At 59.0% G+C, this 12062-nt stretch carries 10 protein-coding genes and 1 pseudogene; 4 read left to right on the top strand and 7 right to left on the bottom strand.

Features of this window, described 5'->3' with window-relative positions; translation table 11 throughout:
- Positions 1–26: 26 nt before the first annotated feature.
- From BJF95_RS10675 to BJF95_RS10685, 3 genes are all read right to left on the bottom strand, one after another.
- Positions 27–368 carry a hypothetical protein gene (locus tag BJF95_RS10675; protein ID WP_075639461.1) on the bottom strand — a complete coding sequence of 114 codons (342 nt, stop codon included), beginning with the start codon at positions 366–368 and terminating at the stop codon, positions 27–29.
- Between the two features lie 4 nt (positions 369–372).
- Positions 373–1641, bottom strand: a complete 1269-nt coding sequence (gene fabF / locus BJF95_RS10680; RefSeq protein ID WP_075639462.1) for a beta-ketoacyl-ACP synthase II — start codon at positions 1639–1641, stop codon at positions 373–375.
- A gap of 76 nt (positions 1642–1717) precedes the next feature.
- Entirely contained in the window at positions 1718–2308 is a 591-nt protein-coding gene (locus tag BJF95_RS10685) for a TetR/AcrR family transcriptional regulator (protein WP_075639463.1), read from the bottom strand.
- 97 nt (positions 2309–2405) lie between these two features.
- On the opposite strand from BJF95_RS10685, the gene BJF95_RS10690 reads away from it, so the two are divergent.
- From BJF95_RS10690 to BJF95_RS24040, 3 genes are read left to right on the top strand one after another with little or no spacing between them, the layout of a single operon-like run.
- Positions 2406–3515, top strand: a complete 1110-nt coding sequence (locus BJF95_RS10690; protein ID WP_075639464.1) for an efflux RND transporter periplasmic adaptor subunit — start codon at positions 2406–2408, stop codon at positions 3513–3515.
- Positions 3515–6628, top strand: coding sequence for an efflux RND transporter permease subunit (locus tag BJF95_RS10695; protein ID WP_075639465.1), 3114 nt, complete (start codon positions 3515–3517; stop codon positions 6626–6628). The genes BJF95_RS10690 and BJF95_RS10695 overlap by 1 nt, the downstream gene beginning before the upstream one ends.
- 55 nt (positions 6629–6683) lie before the next feature.
- A complete protein-coding gene (locus tag BJF95_RS24040) occupies positions 6684–6830 on the top strand; it encodes a hypothetical protein (protein ID WP_175577237.1) in 147 nt (48 codons plus the stop codon).
- A 270-nt stretch (positions 6831–7100) separates the two neighbouring features.
- On the opposite strand, the gene BJF95_RS10700 is transcribed toward BJF95_RS24040, so the two are convergent.
- Together BJF95_RS10700 and BJF95_RS10705 are read right to left on the bottom strand one after the other, a co-directional pair.
- Entirely contained in the window at positions 7101–7853 is a 753-nt protein-coding gene (locus BJF95_RS10700) for an SDR family oxidoreductase (RefSeq protein ID WP_075639466.1), read from the bottom strand.
- Positions 7854–8079: 226 nt separating this feature from the next.
- Positions 8080–8973 (bottom strand): AraC family transcriptional regulator, encoded by an 894-nt coding sequence (locus tag BJF95_RS10705; RefSeq protein ID WP_075639467.1) that lies wholly within the window; start codon positions 8971–8973, stop codon positions 8080–8082.
- A gap of 167 nt (positions 8974–9140) precedes the next feature.
- Here BJF95_RS10705 and BJF95_RS10710 point away from each other — a divergent pair.
- Positions 9141–9323 (top strand): annotated as a pseudogene (locus tag BJF95_RS10710) (SDR family NAD(P)-dependent oxidoreductase); the annotation flags it as partial.
- Positions 9324–9501: 178 nt separating this feature from the next.
- Here BJF95_RS10710 and BJF95_RS10715 read toward each other — a convergent pair.
- Positions 9502–11307: an ABC transporter ATP-binding protein gene (locus tag BJF95_RS10715; RefSeq protein ID WP_075639468.1), complete on the bottom strand. Its 1806-nt coding sequence runs from the start codon at positions 11305–11307 to the stop codon at positions 9502–9504.
- The gene (locus tag BJF95_RS10720) at positions 11300–12061 is read right to left on the bottom strand and encodes a DUF1028 domain-containing protein (protein ID WP_075639469.1); all 762 of its coding nucleotides are present in this window, start codon (positions 12059–12061) and stop codon (positions 11300–11302) included. The genes BJF95_RS10715 and BJF95_RS10720 overlap by 8 nt, the downstream gene beginning before the upstream one ends.
- Between the last annotated feature and the right edge of the window lies 1 nt (position 12062).

Genomic DNA, 12062 nt, shown 5'->3' on the forward strand with positions numbered 1-12062 from the left:
TTTCATGGACATGGAATCACACACCGTCAATTGGATGAACCCCATTTATGGGGACGCTGCCGAGAATGAAAAGTGAGGCCGCCCTCCAGAGATGGCACCGTTGAGGCGCGGCTTTGATCCGCGAAAAGGGTTGATGCTTCGTTCGCATACACTGGCAATGTCTTCTTCAACGTGAAATGCAGGTCACGTTCAGCCTTTAAGCTAGGGCCTATACACCTAAGGGCGGTATTGGCAGCAATGAAAGTTACATCCGCGTCGATGCGCGCGATCATGGTATTGATCGTGTTCCCGCCGCCGTCGATACAAACACCAGCAGTCTTCGGCGTCCGGGCACTCACGCCGAGTGGTGGAGTTGGCTTCAGTTTCATGCCTTCAGGCGTCCCAACGCCGGAATATTGCACTGGCATTCACACCGCCGAACCCGAAGCCATTGGTGATTGCAAACTCCATGGGGTGTGGTCTTGCTTTGTTGGCGACGAAATCAATGCCACTGCCAGCGGGATCGGGAGCATTCAGGTTCAGGGTAGGGGGCGCGACCTGATCCCGCAGCGCGAGGATCGTGAAAATCGCTTCGAGACCGCCGGCTGCACCGAGAAGGTGGCCCGTCGCGGACTTCGTGCCGCTCACCGCTATCCCTGACTTCGTCCCGAACACGGACTTGATCGCTTCGATTTCACCACGATCCCCTAGCTGGGTTGATGTCGCGTGTGCGTTGAGATGCTGAATCCGGGAAGGAGCAATACCGGCTTGTCTGATCGCGATCTGCATGGCTCTTGCGGCCCCCGATCCATCTTCCGGGCCAGATGTGACATGATGGGCATCTGCCGTGGTGCCATAGCCGACCAGTTCCGCCAGCGGTGTCGCGCCACGCGCCAAGGCATGGCTGAGTGCTTCGATGACCAGAAGGCCTGCACCTTCTCCCATGACGAAACCGTTGCGCATCATGTCGAACGGTCGGGAGGCAAGGGCAGGCGTATCGTTGAACCCGGTTGATAGTGCCCGCGCCGCAGCAAAGCCGCCGAGGCTGACGATGTTCATGCAAGCTTCCGTTCCGCCGCAAACGGCGATGTCGACTTCGTTCGCCCGGATCATGCGGGCCGCGTCACCGATGGCCTGGACCCCCGCCGCGCAGGCGGTCACCGGCGCGCCGAGCGGGCCCTTCAGCCCGTGGCGGATGGACACCTGACCCGCTGCAAGGTTGACGAGGAAGGACGGAATGGTGAATGGAGACAAGCGCCGGGGGCCTTTCTGGTCAACAGTGCGAACCGCATCTGTAATGGCCGGAAATCCGCCCACTCCAGACGCAATGATCGTTGCCGTTCGAATGCGATCCTCTTCAGAGGTCGGTTTCCACTTGGCCTGCGCAAGTGCTTCATCCGCTGCCGCCATGGCAAACAAGATGAAACGGTCTATTTTACGCTGATCCTTTGGCGGCACGAATTTGTCGGGATCGAAGCCAGCTTCGGTATCGTCTTCCAGCGAGGGGACAACGCCTCCGACTTTTGCGGGGAGATCGTTAACGACGTCGTCGGGCAGACGACGAAGGCCGGATTGACCGGCGAGAAGGCGACTCCAGGAACTCTCGACGCTGGTGCCGAGCGGACTGACGGCACCCATTCCCGTGATAACAATGCGACGCATGACAACTCCATCGCCGGGATTCGCGGTCGCGCGTCTGCCGGGCGTTCAAGACGTGAAAAGGAAAAGCAGGAGGCCGCTACGCGACAGTTTCCGCGGATGCCAGGCTTCTGGCTTGCGTAGCAGCCGCTTCCAAGAGACCGGCGGCAAGTGTCTCATCCGTTGCGATACGCGACAGTGTTACCGCTCCAACCATGAGGGCGAGCATGACCTGCGCTTTTTGCACCTTGGCCTCTCGGCTATCCGAGGCCGGCAGGAGCTCTTCCAGGACCTGCAGATGAGCCTTGATCCCGTCCTCAAACGGCTTGCGCACATCCTCGCTTTGGCGCGCAGCATCGGAGCCGAGCGCCACTAGGGGGCATCCATCGCCCGTTTCGCCGCGATGGCCGGCCGAAAGATAGAGGTCAATAACACCTTGGATCGGGTCAGCACTGGAGGCAGCGACAGATGACCATCGGCGCGTCGCGCTCTCCATGGCGCGGCGTGACGCCAATGCCGCAAGATCATCTTTCGAGTCAAACTGCTTGTAGAAGCCGCCTTGTGTGAGGCCTGCTCCTTTCATCAAGTCCTTTAGGCCGATCCCATCGAAGCCATGCTCGCGAAAGAGCCGACTTGCTACATTGATGACTGTCTCCCGATTGGCTTCGGCCTGGGCACGGCTCACTCTCATGACGGTCTCCATTTAGATTTATATTGACATCTATAATGCTTTTAGAGTTAGAGTGCAATCTATAAATAGAAATGCTCCCGTCAAGAAGGTTGGTGACATGAAACGAAAATTACTGCTCGCGACAGTCGCGCTAGCGGCCCTTGCCGGCGTTGCAGCTGCCATTATTTTCCTCCCTCCGGCATCTCGTGAAGCCGTTGCTGCGGACCCTCGTACCTTGCCGCCGCTCGTGAGCCTGGCCGTGGTCACCACCCCCGAAGCAGCCAGCAGAACGTTCACCGGGACTGTAGCAGCCAGGGTGCAGAGCGATCTCGGGTTCCGGGTCCCCGGTAAAATCGTTGCGCGACTCGTCAGTGTCGGTGAGCAGGTGAAGGCCGGTCAGCCTTTGCTGCGCATCGACAACAATGACCTCAGCCTGTCCCTCACCGCCAAACGCAACGCCGTCACTGCCGCGCAGGCAACCTTTGTTCAGGCGCAGGCGGATGAAAAGCGTTTTGCAGTTCTCGTCAGATCCAATGCGGCTTCCACCCAGCAGTACGAGAGGGCGAAGGCTGGTCTTGATACCGCTGCGGCGCAACTGTCTGCGGCCAAGGCAGATGCGACAGTGGCCGAAAACGAAGTGACCTATGCCGTGCTGGTGGCCGATGCGGATGGCACGATCGTCGAGACCCTTGCAGAACCCGGTCAGGTGGTGTCCGCGGGACAGCCGGTCATACGGCTTGCGAAGGCCGGTCCGCGCGAGGCACTGGTTTGGATGCCCGAGAACATGAGGCCTGCCATTGGCACGCTAGCGCGCGCCAGGATCTATGGCCAGAGCGGACAGGAAACGGCGGTCCTGCGGCAGATTTCCGATGCTGCTGACCAGCAGACACGCACCTATGAGACGCGTTGGGTCCTGCAGGGGGTTGCCGCTGCCGCATCTTTGGGCGCTACGGTGACAATCAGCGTCGAAAACAGCACCCATGCACACTATGCCGAGGTTCCGCTCGGGGCGATACTCGACGATGGGACCCGGACGGGTGTCTGGGTTTTCAACGACAAGACCTCCACGGTTCATTTCCGCCCGGTCGGGGTTGAACGGATCGGTGAGGAGACGGCCTTTGTTACGGATGTCAGATCTGGTGAAACGGTGGTGGCTCTTGGAGCCCATCTGCTTCAGGACGGTGCGAGTGTACGCACCGCGGTCGAAAAGGCGGAGGTCGCAAACTGATGAGCTTCAATCTTTCTGCGCTCGCCGTTCGCGAGCGCGCCATCACCTTGTTCTTCATTGTCCTGCTGGCGGCAGCGGGCGCATACGCATTTATCAAATTGGGGCGCGCCGAAGACCCTTCGTTCACGATCAAGACCCTCACCGTCACCACGGTATGGCCCGGAGCCACCGCCCGTGAGATGCAGGATCTTGTCGCCGAGCCGCTGGAGAAGCGGATCCAGGAACTGACCTGGTATGATCGCGTGGAGACCACCACGCGTCCGGGTTTTGCTTACATGACCGTGACACTGAAGGACAATACGCCATCTTCCGTGGTCGAAGACGAGTTCTACCAGGCACGCAAGAAGCTCGGCGATGAGGCCCGCAATCTGCCTCAGGGCGTGCTTGGCCCCTTCGTGAATGATGAATATTCCGACGTGAGTTTTGCCCTCTATGCTCTCAAGGCACAGGGCATGCCGAAGCGTGAGCTCGTTCGCCAGGCCGAAACGATTCGTCAGGATCTGCTGCATGTGCCTGGCGTCAAGAAGATCAATATTTTGGGTGAACAGCCGGAACAGATCTTTGTTGAGTTCTCCTATCCGAAGCTCGCGACGCTCGGCATTTCACCGCAGGATGTCGCGTCCGCGCTGCAGCGCCGCAACACCGTGACCCCGGCGGGCACGATCGACACGCGGGGACCGCAAGTGTTCATGCGCTTCGATGGTGCGTATGACAGTGTCCAGGCAGTGGCGGATACCCCGATCGTCGCGGGGGGACGCACACTCAAGCTTTCAGACTTCGCCGAGGTTCGCCGCGGTTATCAGGATCCGGAAACCTTTGTCATCCGGCACAATGGTGAACCGGCCATCATGCTGGGCGTCGTCATGCAGCAGGGCTGGAACGGCCTTGAACTGGGCAAGGCGCTGGAAGAGCGCTCCTCGAAGATCGCCCAGTCGCTGCCACTCGGCATCACGCTTGCCAAAGTCAGCGACCAGGCCGTCAACATTCAGGAAGCCGTCGGCGAATTCATGCTGAAATTCGCCATGGCACTCGGCGTGGTGTTGTTCGTCAGTCTTGTCAGCCTCGGCTGGCGCGTCGGTATTGTCGTGGCGCTTGCCGTTCCGCTCACCCTCGGTGTCGTGTTCATCATCATGCTCGATACCGGCAGGTTCTTTGACCGCATCACGCTTGGCGCACTCATCCTGGCGCTCGGATTGCTCGTCGATGATGCCATTATCGCGATCGAAGTGATGGTCGTCAAAATGGAAGAGGGCATGGACCGCATCAAGGCGGCCGCCTATGCCTGGAGCCATACGGCAGCCCCGATGCTGTCGGGCACGCTCGTCACAATCATCGGTCTGATGCCGGTTGGCTTTGCGCGGTCAGCGGCCGGTGAATATGCCGGCAACATCTTCTGGATCGTCGGCTTTGCCTTGATCGTCTCCTGGCTCGTGGCTGTGATCTTCACACCCTATCTCGGCGTGAAGATGCTGCCGAATATCGCGCCGATCGAAGGCGGACACCACGCCATCTACAATACCCCGAATTATCGCCGGCTGCGCGGCGCAATCGAACTCGCCGTCCGCCACAAATTTCTCACTTGTGGCATCGTCGTCATGATGATGGGTGCGTCCGTCGTCGGTATGGGTGCTGTCAAACAGCAGTTCTTCCCGACATCAGACCGCCCGGAGGTGCTTGTTGAGGTCCGCCTGCCGGAGGGAACGAGCATCAAGACGACGACTGCCACGGTTGCGAAGCTGGAGAACTGGCTGCAGAAGCAGCCGGAGACGAAGATCGTCACCAGCTACGTAGGGCAGGGCGCTCCGCGGTTCTTCTTCGCGATGTCTCCGGAACTGCCTGACCCGGCCTTTGCAAAGATCGTCGTGCTGACCCCCAATGCGGAAGCCCGCGAAGAGCTGAAGGAACGCTTGCGCGAAGCCGTCTCAGGCGGACTTGCACCGGAAGCCTTCGTGCGGGTGACGCAACTTGTCTTCGGACCCTTCACGCCTTTCCCGGTCGAATTCCGGATCATGGGACCGGATCCGGAAAAGCTCTACCAAATCTCGGAACAGGCAATCTCCCTGATGCAGACCGTTCCGGATGTGCGCGATGCCAACCGAGACTGGGGCAATCGTACGCCGGTTCTCCGCTTCATTCCGGATCAGGAACGCCTCAACATGATCGGTCTATCTCCTGCAGAGGCGGGCCAGCAACTCCAGCTCCTCCTGACGGGTGTTCCGATCACGCAGGTTCGCGAAGACATCCGCAATGTTGACGTTGTTGCGCGAAGCGGCGGCGATACAAGGCTTGACCCGTCGAAGCTGTCCAACTTCTCCCTGATCACCCGGGAAGGCCGCGCGGTTCCGCTGGACCAGATCGGTCACGCCGAGGTGCGCTTCGAAGAGCCGGTCATGAAACGGCGCGACCGCACGCCGGTCATCACGGTCCGCTCCGACATCAACGAGGCAACGCAGCCACCTGAGGTCTCTCAGCAGGTGATGAAGGCGCTTCAGCCGCTCATCGCGTCGCTGCCGGTCGGATACCGCATCGAAATGGGGGGTAATATCGAGGAGTCCATGAAGGCGAATACCGCTCTCGTCCGGGTCTTCCCCGTGATGATCGCCGCGATGCTGATCGTCATCATTCTGCAGGTCCGCAGCCTGTCGACGATGACGATGGTGATGCTGACTGGGCCGCTTGGACTGGCTGGCGTCGTTCCAGTCCTTCTCATCTTCAATCAGCCATTCGGGTTCAATGCCATTCTGGGATTGATCGGTTTGGCAGGTATCCTGATGCGCAACACGCTCATCCTGACTGAGCAGATAAAGGAGAACAAGGCCGCTGGTCTGGACGACTATCATGCTGTCATCGAGGCAACCGTGCAACGAACGAGACCGGTCATCCTGACAGCGCTCGCAGCGGTGCTCGCCTTCATCCCGCTGACGCATTCCGTCTTCTGGGGCTCCATGGCCTACACGCTGATCGGTGGCACGGCGGTCGGCACGGTTTTGATCCTCCTGTTCCTGCCGGCACTCTATGCGACCTGGTTCAGGATCAAGCCGCCAAAGGCGGGCACGCAGCCTCAGTCCGAAGGAGAGGTGGAGCATCAACCTCTGCGGCTTGCAGCCGAATGAGCGACATCCGACAAGCCAGTGCACTCTGACGCCGTTGCGGGATTATGATCGTGAGATGCACGACGCACTTCTGGATGTGGCGGAAAAACTCTTCCGCCACATTGGCCACCAGAAGACAACGATCGAGGATAATTCCATTCTGGCATGGCGGGACTATTTCAACGTCAACCGTGCAACAACGATGTTCAAAGATCGACAATAGAGTGCATGGGTTACGGTGGTAACTTTTGCCCAGTCCGACAACTGATCTACATAGTGATCAGCGCGTTTTTGCGTCTGTTCGAATTGTTCCGACATTAGCAGTTCTTCTACATTCGAAAGATGTCCAGTCCATGTTCAATCGAGCATGACAAGGTATTTGTCAGGATACTACCGCTTGGAGATCCGCCCGCGTGCCCAAGATGCTGTTGACCGCTGTTGCCACGCTTGGCAAACACTGCCGGACCCGTTAAAACGGGTCCGGCCCACCTGATCAGCGGTTCAGGGTGCGCCCACCATCCACGACGATTTCCGTCCCTATTGTCCATGCCGATTCGTCGGATGCCAGATAAACGACAGCCTTGGCGACTTCGGCCGCAGTACCGAAGCGCCCGGCGGGAATTGTAGAGACGATCTCGTTGTTTACCTGTTCTCTGTAGGCGTCTGGAATGCCGAGCTTATCGTAGAGCGGCGTTTCGACCGGGCCGGGGCTGACTGCATTGACGCGGATACCACGTGGCAGGAGTTCGGAAGAGAGCGTCTTCGACAGGTTGAGGAAGGCCGCTTTGGTCGCGCCGTAGACGGAGGAATTGGCGGCACCGACATGCGCGTTGACCGAGGTGTTGAGCACCACTGAGGCGGGTTGGGCGAAGATTGGCAGCAAAGCCTGCATCAGGAAGTAGGGGCCGCGCACGTTGATGGCGAAGGACTGATTGAAGGCTTCCTCAGTCCAGGCTTCCATCGGCTGCCAGACCGATATGCCAGCATTGAGGAAAGCCACATCCAACTGTCCGTAATGGTGCTTTACCGCATTTGCGAGCTCGCGTTGCGCCTCGACGCTCGCGCTGTCGGCCTTCAAGACCAGAACTTCTGATCCGAGTGCGGACTTTGCTTTTTCAATGGATTCCGGGTTGTTACCGGTCACGATGACGCGCGCGCCTTCGTTGAGAAACTGCTTTGCGGTTTCGAGGCCAATGCCTGAAGTGCCGCCGGTGATCAAGGTACGTTTTCCATTAAGACGTGTCATAAAAGATGCCCGTTTTTGAGATTCTAATCTCGACCTACGGCGGCATATTTTCTCAGTTGCCTTCCGTGTCGATGGCTATCTCAATAGACGGGATGCGGGGCTTAAGCCCCGCCCAATAAGCTCAAAATATTGCCCAATTATCTCAGCACTCCATCAAGCTGAACACTTTGGACGATCCGCAGCGTATCCCTGCTCGAATGAAGCTGCCCGCAATCTCATACCAGAACTAAACCGGGCTGCTCATTGAATGCCGCAGCTGGCGCATGTCGCGAACGGGTGGGGCACCAAACTGCCTCAGATACTCGCGGCTAAACTGAGACGCACTCTCATAACCAACTGCGAAGGCCACGTCAGATGCGCTGTGATCACCTGCGAGCAATAGCTGGCGTGCCTGCTGTAGCCGGAGCTGCTTCTGGTACTGGACAGGACTGAGGCTGGTCAACGCCACGAAATGACGGTGCAGGCTTGCGCGGCTCATGCCGCTCACATCGCACAATGCATCTATCCGTAACCGCGTGTTCTGATGGTCGCGGATCCACTCCACGGCACGGCGGATCCGACCAAGCGCTCCTTCAGGCTGCGCGATATGGCGAAGGAGCCTTCCCTGCGGTCCCTGGAGGAGACGATAGAGCAATTCGCGCTCCGCCATCGATGCCAGTACAGGTATGTCGCTCGGGGTATCGAGCAAAGAAAGCAGGCGCAGCAGCGTGTCGCGTAGTGGCGGTGTCATCGAATTGATGGCGATCCCTATACCAGGCGCTTCGGAATCGCGGATCGGCGGCATATCGGCAGCTATCTGAGACAAAAGCGCCGGGTCCAGGACCAGTGACACCGAGATATAGGGACGCCCGTCATCGGCGTTGTGGATCTGGCCGCTTAAGGGAAGATCCAGAGCACTCACGAGGTATTGCGCCGAGTCGTAACGCAGCAAGTTGTTTTGGATCGCCACATCCTTCGATCCCTGCAGGATGAAGCAGATCATGGATCGGTAGAGGCATGGCGACGTGCCGGAGGTCACCTGTCCTATTCCGATCTCCAGGCGTGGGATCGGAGTGGTCGTTACGCCAGGCCGTGCATGCCGCAGGGCAATGTCGATGTGAGGTTGAAGGTGATCGGTCATGAAGTCTGTATGCCACCGATTTCGGAATAATAAAAGTCCCTGAGACAATCGGGCAAGAAATTGAGAGCATTGGGCAGGCGACGCGGGAGTGGACTATTTCATTCTCATCGGAATGAAGCCGTAGCGGCATGCATTCCTCGCTGAACCAAACGACGAACGAGCAGGCCATGAACAAAAAGATCGCAATCATCACAGGTTCCAGCCGGGGCCTTGGCCGCAATATGGCGGTGCATCTCGCCCGGCGCGGCGTTGGTATTATCGGCACCTATCGCAATGGCGAGGCTGAAGCCGGTGCGCTGCGCCAGGAGATCGAGGCGCTGGGCGGCAAGGTCGCGATGATCGCGCTCGACGATCTGGCACTTTTGACTGGCCATGGTCGCCAGATGCCGCTGATCATCAAGGGCGGCAAGATCGTCAAGGAAGCCGCATAAGCGAACGACCCGAACCGGGCACATGCAACAGCTACCCCGGTCTAGAGAAAAGACCGGCGGCACAGGTAAGTGGATCGGCCAATAAATATGAAGCGGGCTAGGCGACCTGCACGAGATGTCCCGGCGAGACTTCCCGATATTGCCGCACCGGTGGCTGATAGCCGTTCGGCCTCACCGGGCTTTTCAGCTCGTCGTTGGAGATGCCACGTCGGATACCGCGCCGGGCCGGATCGGGCACCGGAACCGCCGCTATCAGCTTCTTCGTGTATGGATGCTGCGGGTTTTCAAAAACAGAGGCGCGCGGACCAATCTCGACGATCTCGCCCAGATACATGACTGCAACGCGATGGCTTACGCGCTCGACCACTGCCATGTCATGACTGATGAACAGGAAAGCGAGGTTGAGGCTTTCCTGAAGGTCGAGCAGCAGATTGCATACCTGCGCCTTGATGGAGACATCGAGCGCCGAAACGCTTTCGTCCGCCACGATTACCTTGGGATCGAGAGACAGGGCGCGAGCGATGGCGATACGCTGACGCTGGCCACCCGAGAATTCGTGCGGGTAGCGGTTCATCATGGCGCTGGAGAGACCGACACGCTCCAGAAGATCCGCCGCCTTTTCCTGCGCCTGACGCTTCGACCCCATCTGGTGCTTGATGAAGGGCTCCGCCACCGCTGCCCCAACCGTCATGCGCGGGTTGAGGCTGGAGAAGGGATCCTGGAAGATCATCTGGATGCTCTTGCGCATCCGCCGAAGATCCGGCCCTCGCAGGTCGCGGACATTGTATCCTTCCAGCTGAATCTGTCCGGCCGTCGGCTCGATCAGCCGCATGATGGAGCGGCCGGTGGTGGACTTGCCGCAGCCGGATTCTCCAACCAGCGACAGTGTCTCACCTTCGCGTAAATCGAAGGAGACATTTTCCACCGCATGGATCGCACCCGCCTGGCGGCTGAAGAGGCCTGAACGGATGGCAAAACGCGTCACGAGGTTCTTCACTTCGAGGATCGGGCCTTTCTTGGCAACCGTATCTTTTTCCTCAGAGGGTTCGGTGGAAATCCCGGTCTTCACGTCGACGCTCGGAAAGCGCAACGGCAGCTTGCGGCCTTCCATGGAGCCCAGCTTCGGCACCGCTGACAAAAGCGCGCGCGTGTAAGGGTGTTGGCCGCGATGGAAGATGTCGTCTGTCTGGCCGGTTTCGACCGCTTCGCCTCTGAACATGACGATGGTTCGGTCAGAAATTTCCGCGACAACACCCATATCGTGGGTGATGAAGAGAACCGACATGCCTTCCTCTTCCTGCAGAACCTTGATCAGATCGAGGATCTGTCCCTGGATCGTCACATCCAGTGCCGTGGTCGGTTCGTCGGCAATCAGAAGCTTCGGCTTGGAGGCCAACGCCATGGCGATCATCACACGTTGTCGCATGCCGCCGGAGAACTGGTGCGGATATTCGTCGAAGCGACCTCTGGCGTTCGGGATGCGTACTTTTTCCAGCAGGCGTATCGTCTCGTCGCGTGCTTCTTTGGCACGCATACCCTTGTGGCGCGTCAGCACCTCGGAGATCTGGCGACCGATGGTGAAGATCGGATTGAGCGACGTCATCGGCTCCTGAAAGATCATCGCCATCTCGTTGCCGCGAACCGAACGCATCTCCTTCTCGGAGAGGGTCGCAAGATCGCGGCCGTTGAGGAAAATCTGCCCTTCAATCCGACTGGAATTGGCAGCCAGCAGGCGCATGATCGAGAGCGAGGTGACGCTTTTCCCCGATCCGGATTCGCCGACGATCGCCACCGTCTCGCCAGCACCGACATCAAAGGCGATATCCCGGACGACAGATTTCCATTGTCCGTCGACCCGGAAGGAGGTGGTGAGGTTCCTGACGGAGAGAACTGGACTACTCATGGGGCACCCAAGCTGTTGCATAAGAGGCGGACGCTCGGCCGGCAGCAATTCGCTCGGCTTCAAGTTCTGCAATCTTTCGGTCGATTTCACTTCGATCGATCATGCCATGGGGATCGTCCCGCGTCGGCATGGTCTCGGCCACATGCAGATAGCGTTCCTGAGCGACTTGATAGAGCCGCCAGAGTTCGGTGAGCGGATCACCGTGATCATCCGCATGGATGCGCAGCCAGGGATAATCCTGGTCGCGATAGATCACCAGCGCCGCAGACTGCTTGCCGCGCTTATCGCCGCCGGCCGCCTCGCCTGCCTCCATCGCGCCGAGCAGACGTTCGGCAAAAGGTGCCTTCGCAAGGTCCTTGTAAGCCTTCAGGGTTTTCTCGATGACCTGCGGCCCGACCAGCATGTTGCCGGCAACGGACACATTGTCATCCACCAGATGCCCTGCCCAATCCACACATTTCGAGCCGGTAAAGGCGGCGTTTCGCCCTTGGGCGTCGATAAGATGCATCTGCCGCTGCTGGCAACCATCGTCTCGTGATGTCACGGCAGTGATGATCTCTTCCGGCGATTTTCCCTCGCCCAGCATGGCAAGGCCATCAGTGCCATAGAGCGGGCTGACGAAGGCTTGCGTGGCAACGGCACCGACCCGACCCCGGATATGGGGAACGGCGCAGCCGACTGCAAAGAAGCGGCTGGCAACGGCGATGGCCAGATGGCCGGTTTGAGGATCACGGGCAACAATCGACCAGGTCATG

This window comes from Rhizobium oryziradicis, from assembly GCF_001939045.1.
In the GTDB taxonomy this organism is placed as follows: domain Bacteria; phylum Pseudomonadota; class Alphaproteobacteria; order Rhizobiales; family Rhizobiaceae; genus Allorhizobium; species Allorhizobium oryziradicis.

What these genes read in the sequence shown, in the direction of transcription:
- BJF95_RS10685 (WP_075639463.1), bottom strand. Translation starts at nt 2,308, where the DNA reads ATGAGAGTGAGCCGTGCCCAGGCCGAAGCCAATCGGGAGACAGTCATC.
- BJF95_RS10720 (WP_075639469.1), bottom strand. Translation starts at nt 12,061, where the DNA reads ATGACCTGGTCGATTGTTGCCCGTGATCCTCAAACCGGCCATCTGGCC.
- BJF95_RS10675 (WP_075639461.1), bottom strand. Translation starts at nt 368, where the DNA reads ATGAAACTGAAGCCAACTCCACCACTCGGCGTGAGTGCCCGGACGCCG.
- BJF95_RS10700 (WP_075639466.1), bottom strand. Translation starts at nt 7,853, where the DNA reads ATGACACGTCTTAATGGAAAACGTACCTTGATCACCGGCGGCACTTCA.
- BJF95_RS10690 (WP_075639464.1), top strand. Translation starts at nt 2,406, where the DNA reads ATGAAACGAAAATTACTGCTCGCGACAGTCGCGCTAGCGGCCCTTGCC.
- BJF95_RS24040 (WP_175577237.1), top strand. Translation starts at nt 6,684, where the DNA reads ATGCACGACGCACTTCTGGATGTGGCGGAAAAACTCTTCCGCCACATT.
- fabF (WP_075639462.1), bottom strand. Translation starts at nt 1,641, where the DNA reads ATGCGTCGCATTGTTATCACGGGAATGGGTGCCGTCAGTCCGCTCGGC.
- BJF95_RS10705 (WP_075639467.1), bottom strand. Translation starts at nt 8,973, where the DNA reads ATGACCGATCACCTTCAACCTCACATCGACATTGCCCTGCGGCATGCA.
- BJF95_RS10715 (WP_075639468.1), bottom strand. Translation starts at nt 11,307, where the DNA reads ATGAGTAGTCCAGTTCTCTCCGTCAGGAACCTCACCACCTCCTTCCGG.
- BJF95_RS10695 (WP_075639465.1), top strand. Translation starts at nt 3,515, where the DNA reads ATGAGCTTCAATCTTTCTGCGCTCGCCGTTCGCGAGCGCGCCATCACC.